The organism is Hyalangium ruber, from assembly GCF_034259325.1.
Taxonomy (GTDB): Bacteria; Myxococcota; Myxococcia; order Myxococcales; family Myxococcaceae; genus Hyalangium_A; species Hyalangium_A rubrum.
In genome coordinates this window covers 127628-140993 of record NZ_JAXIVS010000005.1, presented here as the reverse complement: position 1 = coordinate 140993, position 13366 = coordinate 127628, and the positions used below count along the sequence as shown (strand labels likewise).

General features: G+C 68.2%; 17 protein-coding genes. 12 read left to right on the top strand and 5 right to left on the bottom strand.

Going from position 1 to position 13366, the window contains the following annotated elements; translation table 11 throughout:
- Positions 1 to 5: 5 nt before the first annotated feature.
- From SYV04_RS16180 to SYV04_RS16170, 3 genes are all read right to left on the bottom strand, one after another.
- The gene (locus SYV04_RS16180) at positions 6 to 776 is read right to left on the bottom strand and encodes a response regulator transcription factor (RefSeq protein ID WP_321546683.1); all 771 of its coding nucleotides are present in this window, start codon (positions 774 to 776) and stop codon (positions 6 to 8) included.
- A gap of 11 nt (positions 777 to 787) precedes the next feature.
- Positions 788 to 2068 carry a sensor histidine kinase gene (locus tag SYV04_RS16175; RefSeq protein ID WP_321546682.1) on the bottom strand — a complete coding sequence of 427 codons (1281 nt, stop codon included), beginning with the start codon at positions 2066 to 2068 and terminating at the stop codon, positions 788 to 790.
- Positions 2069 to 2220: 152 nt separating this feature from the next.
- Positions 2221 to 2706 (bottom strand): hypothetical protein, encoded by a 486-nt coding sequence (locus SYV04_RS16170; protein WP_321546681.1) that lies wholly within the window; start codon positions 2704 to 2706, stop codon positions 2221 to 2223.
- A gap of 112 nt (positions 2707 to 2818) precedes the next feature.
- Here SYV04_RS16170 and SYV04_RS16165 point away from each other — a divergent pair, with 112 nt between their 5' ends.
- From SYV04_RS16165 to SYV04_RS16125, 9 genes are all read left to right on the top strand, one after another.
- Positions 2819 to 3553: a HesA/MoeB/ThiF family protein gene (locus tag SYV04_RS16165; RefSeq protein ID WP_321546680.1), complete on the top strand. Its 735-nt coding sequence runs from the start codon at positions 2819 to 2821 to the stop codon at positions 3551 to 3553.
- Complete coding sequence (locus SYV04_RS16160) at positions 3538 to 3780, top strand: sulfurtransferase TusA family protein (RefSeq protein ID WP_321546679.1); 243 nt, start codon at positions 3538 to 3540, stop codon at positions 3778 to 3780. The genes SYV04_RS16165 and SYV04_RS16160 overlap by 16 nt, the downstream gene beginning before the upstream one ends.
- A 2-nt stretch (positions 3781 to 3782) precedes the next feature.
- Entirely contained in the window at positions 3783 to 4055 is a 273-nt protein-coding gene (locus tag SYV04_RS16155; RefSeq protein WP_321546678.1) for a ubiquitin-like small modifier protein 1, read from the top strand.
- A 4-nt stretch (positions 4056 to 4059) separates the two neighbouring features.
- Positions 4060 to 4671 carry a ThiF family adenylyltransferase gene (locus SYV04_RS16150; protein ID WP_321546677.1) on the top strand — a complete coding sequence of 204 codons (612 nt, stop codon included), beginning with the start codon at positions 4060 to 4062 and terminating at the stop codon, positions 4669 to 4671.
- Entirely contained in the window at positions 4653 to 5129 is a 477-nt protein-coding gene (locus SYV04_RS16145; protein ID WP_321546676.1) for a M67 family metallopeptidase, read from the top strand. The genes SYV04_RS16150 and SYV04_RS16145 overlap by 19 nt, the downstream gene beginning before the upstream one ends.
- 171 nt (positions 5130 to 5300) lie before the next feature.
- The gene (gene cysC, locus SYV04_RS16140; protein WP_321546675.1) at positions 5301 to 6029 is read left to right on the top strand and encodes an adenylyl-sulfate kinase; all 729 of its coding nucleotides are present in this window, start codon (positions 5301 to 5303) and stop codon (positions 6027 to 6029) included.
- 80 nt (positions 6030 to 6109) lie between these two features.
- A complete protein-coding gene (gene larE / locus SYV04_RS16135) occupies positions 6110 to 7000 on the top strand; it encodes an ATP-dependent sacrificial sulfur transferase LarE (RefSeq protein WP_321546674.1) in 891 nt (296 codons plus the stop codon).
- 16 nt (positions 7001 to 7016) lie between these two features.
- Positions 7017 to 7523: a hypothetical protein gene (locus SYV04_RS16130; protein WP_321546673.1), complete on the top strand. Its 507-nt coding sequence runs from the start codon at positions 7017 to 7019 to the stop codon at positions 7521 to 7523.
- A 60-nt stretch (positions 7524 to 7583) separates the two neighbouring features.
- Positions 7584 to 7748 carry a ribbon-helix-helix domain-containing protein gene (locus SYV04_RS16125; protein WP_321546672.1) on the top strand — a complete coding sequence of 55 codons (165 nt, stop codon included), beginning with the start codon at positions 7584 to 7586 and terminating at the stop codon, positions 7746 to 7748.
- A 6-nt stretch (positions 7749 to 7754) separates the two neighbouring features.
- On the opposite strand, the gene SYV04_RS16120 is transcribed toward SYV04_RS16125, so the two are convergent.
- On the bottom strand, positions 7755 to 8468 hold the full coding sequence (locus SYV04_RS16120) for a tRNA pseudouridine synthase A (RefSeq protein ID WP_321547051.1): 714 nt from the start codon (positions 8466 to 8468) through the stop codon (positions 7755 to 7757).
- A 187-nt stretch (positions 8469 to 8655) separates the two neighbouring features.
- On the opposite strand from SYV04_RS16120, the gene SYV04_RS16115 reads away from it, so the two are divergent.
- The 3 genes from SYV04_RS16115 (at position 8656) to clpX (ending at position 11739) form a co-directional block, all read left to right on the top strand.
- Positions 8656 to 9579, top strand: coding sequence for an AgmX/PglI C-terminal domain-containing protein (locus SYV04_RS16115; protein ID WP_321546671.1), 924 nt, complete (start codon positions 8656 to 8658; stop codon positions 9577 to 9579).
- A gap of 46 nt (positions 9580 to 9625) precedes the next feature.
- The gene (locus SYV04_RS16110) at positions 9626 to 10258 is read left to right on the top strand and encodes a hypothetical protein (RefSeq protein WP_321546670.1); all 633 of its coding nucleotides are present in this window, start codon (positions 9626 to 9628) and stop codon (positions 10256 to 10258) included.
- Positions 10259 to 10458: 200 nt separating this feature from the next.
- Positions 10459 to 11739, top strand: coding sequence for an ATP-dependent Clp protease ATP-binding subunit ClpX (clpX, locus tag SYV04_RS16105; RefSeq protein WP_321546669.1), 1281 nt, complete (start codon positions 10459 to 10461; stop codon positions 11737 to 11739).
- Positions 11740 to 11808: 69 nt separating this feature from the next.
- On the opposite strand, the gene SYV04_RS16100 is transcribed toward clpX, so the two are convergent.
- Positions 11809 to 13332 (bottom strand): Hsp70 family protein, encoded by a 1524-nt coding sequence (locus tag SYV04_RS16100; RefSeq protein WP_321546668.1) that lies wholly within the window; start codon positions 13330 to 13332, stop codon positions 11809 to 11811.
- Between the last annotated feature and the right edge of the window lie 34 nt (positions 13333 to 13366).

Genomic DNA, 13366 nt, shown 5'->3' with positions numbered 1-13366 from the left:
ACGCCCTACACCGAGATGAGGCCCTTGCGGATGCCCTCGGTGACGGCCTCCACGCGGTTGGTCACCTCGAGCTTGCGGTAGATGTGCTCCAGGTGCGTGCGGATGGTGGCCTTGCTCAGGTTCAGCAGCCGCGCCGCCTCGCTGTTCGATACGCCCTTGGCGATGAGCTGGAGGATCTCCCGCTCGCGATCCGACAGCGGCTTGAGCTGTGGCTCATCCGCCGCCTCCGCGGTCGGGGCTTCGGGGGCTGCGGGCTCCGCGGCGACGGGCTCGACAGGGGCAGGGGACGGGCGCGGCTCGGTGGGCAGCGGAGCGCTGTCCGGATCCACCCGGAAGTGCCGCAACAGCCGGCGCGCCAGGTTCGGCTGAATCACCGTGCCGCCCGCGCGCACCTCCTTGATGGCCTCGATGATCTTGTCCACCGGCGCGCCCTTGAGCAGGTAACCGGAGGCTCCCGCCTTCACCGCCTCGAGGACTTTGTCCTCCTCGTCGAAGATCGTGAAGATGAGGATCTCCACCTTCGGGTAGCTGGCCTTCACCGCCCGCGTCACGTCGATGCCGCTCATGCGCGGCAGCCCCAGGTCCAGCAGGAGCACGTCCGGCATCACCTTGGGCACCTCCTCGAGCGCGGCCTCGCCCGACAGCGCGGTGCCGATGATCTCGATCTCCTGGTGCCCCTCCAGCAGCCGCAGCTGGTTCTTCAGGATCTTGGTCTGGTCCTCGACCACGAAGACGCGGATGGGTGCTGCGGGAGGCGTCGTCGGCTGGGCGTCCACGGGAACTCCGGTCAGGTACAGGGAATGGAGAAGGAGACGAGAGCACCCGCGCCGGGCGTCGAGTCCACGATGATTTCGCCGCCGAGCTTCATGGCGCGCTCGCGCATGTTCAGCAGGCCGTAGTGTCCACGCGGCGTCTTCTTCGGGTCGAAGCCCTTGCCGTCGTCACGCACCAGCAGGTGTACCCGCTGCTCGCTGAAGTCGAGCTTCACCTGCACCACCTTGGCCTGTGCATGCTTGGCCGCGTTGGACAGGCCCTCCTGGAGGATGCGGAACAGCGCCAGCTGCGCGTCCGGCGACAGCTTGCGCGGCAGCCCCGAGCGCTCGAAGCGGATGTCCAGCTGCGTGCGGTCCCGGAACGTCTTCACGTAGTCCTCCAGGCCCTGCGTCAGCTCGAAGTCCTCACGCATCATCCGCAGGTTGCGCCGCAGCTCCTCGATCGACTCCTCCGCGGTGGCCTTCAGCTCGCCGATCTCGTCGCGCAGCGGGCCGTCCTTCGCCAGCCCGAGGATGTACTCGGACTGGATGATCATCGAGGAGAGCGAGGCGCCCAGCCCGTCGTGGATCTCCCGCGCCATGCGGTTGCGCTCCTCCACGACGGCCAGCTCCTTCAGGTCTCCCTGCAGCTCCACCACCTCGCGGTGCGCGGTGGCCTCTCGCTCGTTCAGGTACACCACCACGTAGACGATGATGAAGTTGAGCGCCGAGTACCACAGCAGTGTCAGCAGCTCGATGGCCGTCACCGACCGGTTGAGCAGCAGGTCCAGCCGCGTGGTGATGGGCAGCGCCAAGAGCGGCGGGAGGATCGCCAGCGGCCGGGGGTAGAGGATGGCGAACAGGGTGGTGAACAGCAGCTGCGTGGCCAGCAGCGGGCTCTGTAGACCGCCGCCCACCTGCGGCTTGGCGATCAGCACCACCATGATGCACAGGTCGAGGCAGAGCGTGAGGTACGTCACCCAACGGCCGGCCTTCGGGTGATCGATGACCAGGAAGTTGGCGACGCTGTAGAGCAGCATCGCGAAGTAGCCCGCGAACGCCAGCGGGCCGTTGAGGCCGAAGTAGCCCGACCAGGTGGGCACCGCGAGGATCAGCAGGCCCAGGGTCAGGAACATCATTCGCGCGTAGAAGAGCGCGCGGGCCCGGGCCACGAAGCGGTCCTGCTCCCAGGAGGCGGCCGCCTGCTCGGCGGAGACGCGGTCGGTGAGCTTGCGGCGTTCCAGCACCGTGCGCACCCGGGCGCGCAGGTCGTTGGCCGGTTTCTCCTCGTCGCGGGCGAGGTCGGTTTCGGTCACGGCCGGCAGCTTAAGGGAGCCGCCGCGTTCCCGGAAATCCCCGCGCTCGTTTGCATGCCCCCCGAGGACCCAAGGGGGCATGCTCCAGGGCGTCTCGCGCCTGTTTCCGAGGCCTGCTTCCGGGACCTACTTCCGGAGCCTGCTTCCGGAGCCTACTTCGTCGGAGCGGGGGCCTGGGTGCCGGCGGAGGCGCAGGCCTTCTTGGCCTCGGGCTGCTTCTGGTAGACGAAGTCCAGCCGGTCCTTGGACTCGCCGGTGGCCTCGTTGAACAGCGGCGAGCCGCCCGCGTACATGGTGCCGTCGGCGTTGCCGTACGGGTCCAGCTTCTTGCCCTTCAGCCACGTGTCCAGGCAGCGCTCCTGGGCGGCACGGACCTCGTCGGTCTGCGGGGGGGCGACGGCTCCCTCGCCCGCTCCCGGCTTGCCGGGCTGGACCTCTCCGCCAGCGCCGGGCTGGGCCGTGTCAGCGGGAGTGCCGCCCGACGGGGTCCCCGTGAGGGCTCCCGTGGAGGTGCCGGTCGAGGCGTCCTGCGAGGGGGTGGAAGCATCCTCTCCTTCCTTGGTCTCGCCGGCGCTGCGGCAGCCGGAGGCCAGGAGGAGGGAGAACGAAAGGACAAGCGCGCCAGTCAGCTTTTTCATATGTGGGCTGGGGGGTGAAGCGGGGAAGTGTGCTACCCAAGGGTGGGACGTAGCGGCGCCGGAGGATATTCGTTCCGCCTCCCTGGGGAAGTTTGAAGAAGAGGAGTGTTGCGTGGGCCGCCTTTACGAGGCGCGAGTGTTGGTGGTGGGAGCGGGGGGCCTGGGCTGTCCCGCGTCGCTCGCGCTGGCGCACGCCGGCGTGGGGCACGTGACGATGGTGGACCCGGACCGCGTGGACGTGACGAACCTCCACCGCCAGCTCTGGCACCGCACCTCGGACGTGGGTCGGCTCAAGGCCGAGTCCGCCGCCGAGGGCCTGGCGCGTGCCTTCCCCGACCTGAGCACCGAGGGTCTGGCCGAGCGGGTGGATGCCAGCAACGCCGAGGCCCTCTTCCGCGCGCATGACATCGTCATCGACGCCACCGATGGCACGGCCACCAAGTTCTTCCTGTCCGATGTGGCGGTGCTCACCGGCGTGCCGCTGGTCTACGGGGGCGTGTTGCGCATGCAAGGCCAGGCGATGCGCGTCGATCCGGACGGGCCCTGCCTGCGCTGCCTGTACGAGGCGCCTCCTCCGCCGGACTCCGTGCCGACGTGCGCCCAGGCGGGCGTGCTGGGCTCGATGGCGGGGGTGGTGGGCGCGTTCCAGGCCCTGCTCGCGTTGGAGCGGCTCGCGGGCGCTCCGGGCCTGGCGCGGGGCGAGGCCATGCTACATGTCTTCGATGGGGCTTCGCTCTCGGGGCGGACGGTGCGCGTACACCGCGCGCCCGATTGTCCGAGCTGTGCTCCCGGGCGGACGCCCTCCCTCGTTTCGCCCGAGGAGGCCGAGCGATGCACGACACGGTGACGGCCACGATCGACATCACCCGCGAGGTGTGCCCCATGACGTACGTGCGCACCAAGCTCAAGCTGGAGTCGCTCGCGGCGGGCGCGGTGCTGGAGGTGCTCCTCAAGGGCGAGGAGCCGCTGAAGAACGTTCCCCGCAGCGCGCGCGAGGAAGGCCACGAGGTCCTCACCCTGGAGGCACGGCCGGACGGCACCCACCGGCTGTTGCTCCGCAAGCACGGGAGTTGAGCATGGCGAAGGTTCGCATTCCCACGCCCCTGCGCGGCTTCACCCGCAACCAGGACGAGGTGGCCGCCCCGGGCGCCACCGTGGGCGAGGTGCTGCGCGAGCTGGAGAAGCGTTTCCCCGGCATCGGCCCGCGCGTGCTCGATGACAAGGGTGCCGTGCGCCGCTACGTGAACGTGTTCCTCAACGAGGAGGACATCCGCTTCCTGGAGGAGCTGGAGACGCCCGTGAAGGACGCGGATCGCATCACCCTCATCCCCGCCATTGCCGGAGGCTAGCGCCGTGGCCCTACGGGAAGACCAGATCCTTCGCTACTCGCGCCAGATCCTCTTGAAGGAGGTGGGCGGGCGCGGACAGGAGGCGCTGCTGGAGGGTGGGGCGCGGCTCGAGGGCGCGGGGCCCGCCGTGCTCACGGCCGCCGCGTACCTGGCCGCCGGAGGCACGCCCGTGGAGGCCACGGACGCGCAGCTGGGGCCCGCCGCGCCGGGCTTCCTCGTCTCGGCCGAGGAGGTGGGGCAGTCCGCGGCGCAGGTGCTGGCGCGGGTGCTCCCGGAGGTGAACCCGGATGCCGTGAGTCCCCGTGCCGGGGGCCGGCTCGCGCAACTGCCCGCGGCGTGGAAGGGCGAGGCGCCCTGGGTGGCGCTCGGGGGCGACCATGTCCGGGGCGCGGTGGTGTTCCGCGGCAGCCAGGGCTGCGTGTGGTGCTTCGGGGAGACGGTGCGCACGTTGGGGGCTCCACCCACGGGCATCCTCGGCGTGGCGCTCGGGACGTTGGGGGCACTGGTGTTCCAGCGGCTCCAACTCGGGATGGGGCCGGAGCTGGGCGCCCGGTGGCTCGAGGGGCCGGGCAGGGTGACCGACATGGAGCTCCAGCGGTGCTCGAAGTGCCGCTGAACCGACTTCCCGAGGATCTGTCGGGCGTTGTCAGGCACCTGGAGGCGATGTACCCCCAGGAGGGCTGCGGGGTGATTCTCCGGGCCGGGCCGAGTGGGCCCTGGCGCGTGCGCCCCCTGCGCAACGCCTATGATCGTTACCACGCAGCCGATCCGGTGCGCTTCCCCCATACATCGCGCACCGCCTACCACTTCGAGCTCCAGGAGTGGCTCGCCGTCAACGAGGAGGCCGATGCCCTGGGTGAGCAGGTGGCGTGTGTGTTCCACTCCCACGTGAATGGATTCGCGGGCTTCTCCGCCGAGGACAGGGCCCAGGCCGCGCCTGCCGGCCTGCCCGTACTCCCGGGTGTGTCCTACCTGGTGGTTGCTGTCCTGGAGGGCCGAGCCACCGAAGCCCAGCTTTTCTGGTGGCAAGATGGCGATTTTCGCGACCATCTGGTTCCGCTGGGGACGGAATGACGCGAAAAACCCAGTAGGGGCAGGCACTTGGCCGGTTGGCTCCCCCACCTGCGGAAAGGTGGGCGTCGATTGTCAACTGACTGGTTTTTCGTCTATAAGGCGCGCGTCTTCTGATCTGCCGCGCACTCATGGAGCGGAAAAACGCTTCGAGCGCAGGGAGTTAGCGTCCTTATGCCCAGCACCACTGGTTTCACGCTCTGGCTGACCGGCATGCACGGTACCGGCAAGACCACCATGGCCGCCTACATCGCCGCACGGCTGCGCCAGGTGGGTCGCAATGTGGAGATCCTCGACGAGGGCGAGATCGGAGACGATCTCTGGCAGGGCCTCGGTGACACCAAAGAGGAGCGCTCCACCATCGTCCGCCGGTTGGGCTATGTGGCCCAGGTCCTCACCCGCAACAACGTAGCGGTGCTCGTGCCGAGCGTGAGCCCCTACAAGAGCGGGCGCGAGGAGAACCGTCGCCAGATCGGCCGCTATGTCGAGGTCTACGTCGACTGCCCCACCGAGACGCTCATCGCGCGCGACTCCACGGGCAAGTACAAGAAGGCCCTGAGCGGCGAGATCCCCAACTTCATCGGCATCACCGAGCCGTACGAGCCGCCCAACTCGCCCGAGGTGACGATCCACTCCGACACCGAGGCGGTGGAGGACGGCGCGATGAAGATCTTCCAGTCGCTGCTGGACCTCGGCTACGTGACGAGCGACGAGCTGAAGATCATCACCGGCAAGAAGATGAAGGCCAACCCCGTGGCCAAGCAGGCGCGGCGCGGTGAGCCCAAGGCCGACAAGGGCGGCGGCGGCAAGGGGACGGGTGCCAAGGCCCGCCCGGCGACGCGCGCGGCCCGCGTGGCGAAGCCGGCGGCTCCGGCGGCCAAGAAGACCCCCAAGCGCAAGTAGTCCGCGCTGTTGCTCCAGAAGCCTTTCGAGGGCCCCGGTTGCGCGTGCAATCAGGGGCCCTTTGCTTTAGGAAAAACGCCATGCTGAGCCCCGAGCAGATCCAGGCCCTGTGTGAGTCCTCCCGCCCCAAGCTGGAGGCGATGCGCGCGGCGATCCGGGCTGAGGGCACGGCGCTGGTGGCGTTCTCCGGCGGGGTGGACTCCACCTTCGTGCTGAAGATCGCGGTGGAGGAGCTGGGCGAGCGGGCGCTGGCGGTGACGGCGCTGTCGGCCTCGGTGGCGCCCGAGGAGGAGCAGGAGGCGCGGCAGCTCGCCGCCCGTCTGGGCGCGCGGCACGAGGTGGTGACGAGCAACGAGCTGGCCAACCCGCAGTACGCGGCCAACCCGACCAACCGCTGCTACTTCTGCAAGACGGAGCTGTACGACTTGTGCGAGGCCCGCCGCCAGGAGTTGGGCTACGCGGTGGTGCTGGACGGCTTCAACGCGGATGACTTCAAGGATCACCGGCCCGGGCACAAGGCGGCCAAGGAGCACCAGGTGCGCTCGCCGCTGGCGCAGGCGGGGCTGACGAAGGACGAGATCCGCGCCTGGAGCCACCACCTGGGGCTGCCCACGTGGGACAAGCCGCAGATGGCGTGCCTGGCCTCGCGCATTCCGTACGGCACCTCGGTGACGCGGGAGCGGCTGTTCCAGATCGCTCAGGCGGAGTCGGAGCTGCGCCGGCTGGGCTTCCGGCAGTTCCGGGTGCGCTACCACCAGGAGGTGGCGCGCATCGAGCTGGCGGCGGAGGAGTACGAGCGCTTCATGTCGGTCGAGGTTCGGCTGCGCATCAACACCGCGCTCAAGCAGCTGGGCTTCCAGTTCGTGGCGGTGGACCTCGAGCCGTTCCGCTCTGGCCGCATGAACGAGGCCGCGGGGGTGACGAAGCCCGCGCCCGCCGCCCAGGGCTTCCCCCTGCCCGTGGTGAGCTGAGGAAGCACCGCGTTCCGTGCGCACGCTGCTCCTGCTCTTGTTGCTCCTCGCGCCCGCCGGGGCCCGCGCGCAGTACTACGAGGAGCACCGCGCCGTGAGCCTCCTGGTTGGCCCGAGCCTGGGCTACACCAACGCGCTCCGGGACAATCGGGCCCAGACCGGCCCGGGCATCTACCTCGATCTCGGCGGCAGCCTCACGGTGGGCCATGATCGCGACGAGGTCTTCCTCATCGCTCGCGGCGGAGTCACCACCAAGGGTGGGGAAGGGGTGCTGCTGGGCGGCTTCCGCAGCGTCTACGGCGAAGAGGAGCTGCAGACCTTCTTCGACCTGGGCGCCACCGTGCGGCTGTTTTCTGGGACGTGGGTGGGCCCTCGCATAGGGTTCGGCCTGCGCCACGCACTGTCGGATCGCCTCTCCTTATATGGAGGGCTCGGGCTCTCACTCGGGTTTGGATCAGGCCTGCGCATGGATGCCGAGGGATTCACCGGCCTGCAGTGGAGCTTCCCGATCAATTCCCGGTGACTTTTCTTGCGATCCATCAACTCTGTGCGATGGTGTGCGCATCTGTAGGAGGTATCGCACTTGGACAACAACCCCCGCCTCACCTCAGTGGTTTTCCGGCTGTCCCGCGAGAAGCTCGATGCGCTCAAGGATCTGTCGCGCTCGACGCGCATCCGTCAGAGCGAGTACCTGCGCGAGGCCATCTCGGATCTGCTGGTGAAGTACGAGGAGCGGCTCGTCGATTGACGGGCCTCACTCCCCGGGCCCGTCCCCGAAGGGCGGCCCCGGAGCAAGCCCCGGAGGCGAAGCCCGCTCGGTGGTGGTGAAGGGATCCACCGCGGGCGGGTAGTACACCTCCCAGAGCACCAGCCCGGCGGCTTCGGCCTTGAGCCCGGCGATGCTCTCGGCCCGCTCGAGCGCCCCGCGCCACTGCTCCTCGGACAGCCGCCCCGCGGCAGCGAGCAGCGCGGAGCCCACGAGGTAGCGCACCTGGTAGCGCGCGAACGCATCCCCGCGCAGCCTGGCCTCGAACAACCCCCCTCCCAGCTCCCGCACCGTGGCGGACTCCAGCGTGCGCGACTTGCGCGGGCTGGAGTTCTCGTGGAACGCGCTGAAGTCCCGCGTCCCCTCGGCCATTCGCAGCAGCTCCGCGAAGCGCTCGGGAGCAATGGGCCGTCCCGCCAGCACGGGGTCCACGGCCGCATCCAGGACATAGGGCCGCCAGGCCTCCGCCACCGTGCCGCCCAGCTGCACCCGGTACCGGTACGTCTTTCCCGCCGCGCTCCATTGGGCGTGGAAGGAGGGGTGGGGTCGGCGGGCGACACACAGGCCCAGCTCCGGCGAGAGCAGGGGAGACAAGCGAGCGGCGAGCGCCTCGGCGGAGTCCCCGGGCGCCAGCCGCAGGCTCACCACCTGCATCCGGGCATGCACCCCCCGGTCCGTGCGCCCGGCGGGCATCACTCCCATCGCGGGCACATCGGCCCTCCTCAAGGCCCCTTCCAGGACGTCCTGGACGGTGGGCCCCTCGAGCTGGCGCTGGAACCCTCGGAAGGTTCCACCTCGGTACCAAATCCACAGGGCGGCGGGAGTTCGCTTCACGAAGGGGAGGGAGGGCGTTGCGGTGAGAGGGAGGGCCAAGGATACTTCGGCGGGAATGCTGGCCCGACAAGAGCTTGAGGTAGTGGGGGGTGAGTCGCCGTGGCTGTTTCGCCAGGGAGATCTCGTCCTGGGACCCATCACGGGGCACCAGCTCGTGGAGAAGCTGTACACGGGCGAGCTGACCGCGGACACGCTGGTCGCGCCTCCCGGGGCGCGAGACTTCGTGCGCGTCGGTGACGTGGCGGCCTTCAAGGTCCACGTGGCGCGCTCGGTGGCCAAGGCGCGCGTGGACGCGGACCTGCGCGTCGAGCGCCAGCGCACGCAGCGCAAGCGGATGATCGTCGGTGGCGTGGCGGCGGCGTTGACGCTGGGGCTCGGCATCGGCGCCTGGCAACTGGCGCGCTACGCGGCGGTCCACGGGCCCGGCGGCGAGCTGGATGAGTTCGCCGACATCTCGGTGGAGCTGCCCACCATCGCGATGGCCCAGGCCCGCATCTCCGACGAGGAGCTCATCGACTACCCCACCTCTCCGGGGAAGACGCCGGACAAGCCCGCCACCAAGCCGGCCACCGCGACGCCGGGGACGACGGCGCCCACCACGCCCGCCTCGGCGGTGGCCGCTCGCACGCCGGACAAGAAGCCCAAGGCCGGAGTCTCCACGGACCCGGACGGCCTGGACATGGGCGTCGAGTTCGACCAGTCGGCCATCAACAAGGTGGTGGCCAGCAACCAGCGCACGCTCTTCCCCTGCCTCAAGGCGGAGGCCGAGCGCCGGCCCGGCTTCGCCGCCAAGGTCCCCATCGAGTTCGTCATCGGCAACGACGGGCGGGTCTCCAAGCTCTGGGTGGACCACCCGCAGCTCAAGAACGGGGAACTGCACAAGTGCCTCTTCGAGGAGCTGAAGAAGTGGCCCTTCAAGCCCTACAAAGGCTCGCTTGCCTCGGTGGGCCTGTCGTTCACGGTAGGCAAGAAGGGCTAGCGCTGGATTGTTGCCCGGCTCGGGCGGCTGAGCGATACCGCCGTCCATGCCTACCGCCGTGGAAGCCGATCTCCAGAACAAGGCACAGTCCGTACCCCCGGGTACTTTCCGACACACCGTCCTGCTGTCGGCCAAGCGCTTCAAGTCCACCTGGGCCGAGCTAGGCAAGCTGCTCGTCCAGGTGCGCGACGAGGCCAAGTACGAGGAGTGGGGCTACCCCTCCTTCGAGGCCTACTGCCTCAAGGAGCTGCACATCAAGAAGCAGACGGCGCTCAAGCTCACGCGCTCGTTCAGCTTCCTGGCCAAGCACGAGCCCCCCGAGTCGGTGAAGGAGGAGGAGTTCGTCCAGCGGGCCCCCGCCTTCGAGGTGGTGGAGGTGCTGGCGGACGCGGAGGAGCGCGGGCAGCTCTCTCCGTCCGAGTACCGTTCACTGCGAGACAGCATCTGGAACCCGGAGAAGCCCACCACGGAGCTCAAGCGCGAGTTCGCCGAGCGCTTCCCCCGTCCCCCGCCGGAGCCCCCCGCGGACAACGTCCAGCTGCGGCGGTTGGCCCAGATGGCTCGCAAGCTCGCCAGCGAGCTCTCGGGCTCCCGCAAGGTGCCCTCCGCCATCGCCGAGCGGGCCGCTGCCCTGGCAGACGACGTGGAGGAACTCGCGTCGGGCGTGACGAACGCCTGAGCGACTGTTATCGAACGCTGGCGCCACCTCCGGGGTGGGGATCCCGCGGTTGTCTTCATCGTCGGGCTTCCTGCGCGCCGGTTGGGGGCCTATATTTTGTAGCGGCTGGCTGTTCGAGACGTGGGCAGCCTGTCGAGCGGGTGTGTGTGGCGGTGATGTAGGCTCCGGGTGACCGGGGGCCGGCGAACTCGGAGGCAGCAGTGAAGAAGGAGCACCACGTCAATCTGTCCTGTTCGTTCTGCGGCAAGTCGCAGCGCGAGGTCCGCAAGCTCATCGCGGGCCCCACGGTCTACATCTGCGACGAATGCATCAAGCTGTGTAACGACATCATCGCGGACGAGAACGAGCGCGAGGAGGGCAAGCCGCAGGTCAGCTTGCCGACGCCGACGGAGATCAAGGCGTTCCTCGACGACTACGTCATTGGTCAGGACATGGCGAAGAAGGTCCTGGCCGTCGCGGTGTACAACCACTACAAGCGCATCTACCAGAAGAAGCCGGCGGCACGGCCTCGGCCCGGGGTGAAAGCCCAGGGCTCGGAAGATGTGGAGCTGAGCAAGAGCAACATCCTGCTCATCGGCCCCACGGGCAGCGGCAAGACGCTGCTGGCCCAGTCCCTGGCGCGCTTCCTCAACGTCCCCTTCACCATCGCGGATGCCACCAGCCTCACCGAGGCCGGCTACGTGGGCGAGGACGTGGAGAACATCATCCAGAACCTGCTCCACAACGCCGACTACGACGTGGAGAAGGCGGCGCGCGGCATCGTCTACATCGACGAGATCGACAAGATCGCGCGCAAGGGCGACACGCCGAGCGCCACCCGCGACGTGGGCGGCGAGGGCGTGCAGCAGGCCCTGCTGAAGATCATCGAGGGCACGCGCGCCAACGTCACGCCGCGGGGTGGCAAGAAGTACAACCAGCAGGAGTACGTGCAGGTTGATACGACGAACATCCTGTTCATCTGCGGCGGCGCCTTCCACGGCATCGACGGCATCATCAAGCGCCGCGTGGGCGAGAAGGGCCTGGGCTTCGGGGCGAAGATCACCCACCGCGAGGAGCGCAGCGTCGGTGAGCTGCTCTCCATGGTGGAGCCCGAGGATCTGATGAAGTTCGGGATGATCCCCGAGTTCATCGGCCGTCTGCCGATGGTGGCCACGCTCAACGATCTCAAGGAAGAGGATCTGGTCATCATCCTCACCCAGCCGAAGAACGCGCTGGTGAAGCAGTACCAGAAGATGTTCGAGATCGAGAAGGTGAAGCTGACCTTCTCGAAGGAGGCCTTGAGGGCCATCGCCCGCGAGGCGATGCGTCGCAACTCCGGAGCGCGCGGCCTGCGCGCCATCATGGAGGACGCGATGCTGGACATCATGTACGACGTGCCGTTCCGCGAGGGCGTGAAGGAGTGCAAGATCACGGAGACCGTGATCACCAAGCGCGAGCCCCCGCAGATCGTCATGGAGAAGATGGAGAAGAAGACCGCCTAGCACTCCACTCGGAGGCGCGGCACCCCGGGCCCCTTTCCTTTCGGAGAGGGGCCTTCGTGTTTCCGGGGGTCAGCTCTGGGTGACGCGGACCGTGGTCCGCATCTCGCGGCCCGTGGCCGGATCGCGCGCGCGCATGGTGAGGATGCCTTCCACGTTCACGTCGAAGGTGATCTCCACCTGCACCTTGCCCGCCCTGTCCGGGCGGATGCCCGAGAAGGTGAACTCACCGAGCATGTCGTTCTGGGCCACCATCTCGTGGTCGCCCTGGAAGATGCGCATCGCCAGCTCGGTCTGGTTGTCGATGCTCGTCGTCGCCACGAGCTGCTTGGCGTTGGGGATGGGCGCGTTGCGCGGGAACACCGTGTGGAACGCGCCGCCCGCCTTCTCCAGGCCGATGGCCATGGGAATCACGTCCAGCAGCTGGATGCGCAGGTTGGTGTCGTCCTGCAGCGAGTGCGCGTAGAGCGCCGCGCCGATCGCCACCGCCTCGTCCGGGTGGACGCCCTTGCTCGGGGGCTTGCCGAAGAACTTCGTGAGCCGGTCCTGGACGATGGGCATGCGCGTCTGCCCACCCACCAGCATCACCTGGTCGATCTCCTTGGTGGACAGCCCCGCGTCCACCAGCACCCGCGCGACGATCTGCAGCGTCTTGTCCACGAGCTGGTTGGTGAGCTGCTCCAGCATCTTGCGCGTGAACCTCATCTCGATGTTCAGGGGCTGGCCCTGCGAGGTCATCGTGATGAAGGGGATGTTGAAGGGCACCTCCTCGCGCGCGGAGAGATCGATCTTCGTGCGCTCGGCGAGGTCCTTGATGCGCTGCATGGCCACCGGGTCCGTGGCCAGATCGATGCCCGTCTTCGAGGCGAAGTCCCGGAGCACGTGGTGGATGATGGCGTTGTCGAAGTCGATGCCGCCCAGGAAGATGTCGCCGCCGGTGGCCTTCACCTCGAAGACGCGGTCGCGGATCTCGATGATCGACACGTCGAAGGTGCCGCCGCCCAGGTCGTAGATGACGACCTTCTCCTTGAGCCCCTTGCCCACGCCGTAGGCGAGCGCCGCGGCGGTGGGCTCGTTGATGATGCGCACCACCTCGAGATCGATCAGCTTGCCGGCGTCCTTCACCGACTGGCGCTGCCGATCATTGAAGTATGCCGGCACGGTGACGACCGCGCGCTTGATGGGCATCTTCATGAAGTTGGAGGCGACGTCGCGGATCTTGTTCAGCAGCTTGGCGCTGACCTCCTGGAGGCTGAACTCCTTCTTGCCGACGTCCAGGACGACGTCCTGCTTCTTGCCGGGGCGCATCTGGTACGCCACGACCTTCTTCATCGCGTCGACGATGTCGCTCTTATAGGTGCGGCCCACCAGGCGCTTGGCGCCGTAGATGGTGTTGCGCGGGTTGAGCTGCCACTGGCGCTTGGCCTCGAAGCCGATGAGCTCGTTGCCCTTGTCGTCGATGGCGAAGATGGAGGGGATCGTGTAGTCGCCGCCCTTGTAGGGGATGAGCTTCACGTTCCCGCTGTCCTCGACAAACGCCGCGCACGAGTTCGTCGTGCCGAGGTCGATGCCGATGATGGGCTCCTTCTTTTGCATCGTGCGTGGACTCCGAAAGTAGGGACGGCAGACG

Coding starts and splice junctions, on each gene's coding strand:
- SYV04_RS16170 (WP_321546681.1), bottom strand. CDS start 2,706: ATGAAAAAGCTGACTGGCGCGCTTGTCCTTTCGTTCTCCCTCCTCCTG.
- SYV04_RS16160 (WP_321546679.1), top strand. CDS start 3,538: ATGCACGACACGGTGACGGCCACGATCGACATCACCCGCGAGGTGTGC.
- SYV04_RS16155 (WP_321546678.1), top strand. CDS start 3,783: ATGGCGAAGGTTCGCATTCCCACGCCCCTGCGCGGCTTCACCCGCAAC.
- cysC (WP_321546675.1), top strand. CDS start 5,301: ATGCCCAGCACCACTGGTTTCACGCTCTGGCTGACCGGCATGCACGGT.
- larE (WP_321546674.1), top strand. CDS start 6,110: ATGCTGAGCCCCGAGCAGATCCAGGCCCTGTGTGAGTCCTCCCGCCCC.
- SYV04_RS16120 (WP_321547051.1), bottom strand. CDS start 8,468: ATGGGAGTGATGCCCGCCGGGCGCACGGACCGGGGGGTGCATGCCCGG.
- SYV04_RS16115 (WP_321546671.1), top strand. CDS start 8,656: ATGCTGGCCCGACAAGAGCTTGAGGTAGTGGGGGGTGAGTCGCCGTGG.
- SYV04_RS16110 (WP_321546670.1), top strand. CDS start 9,626: ATGCCTACCGCCGTGGAAGCCGATCTCCAGAACAAGGCACAGTCCGTA.
- SYV04_RS16100 (WP_321546668.1), bottom strand. CDS start 13,332: ATGCAAAAGAAGGAGCCCATCATCGGCATCGACCTCGGCACGACGAAC.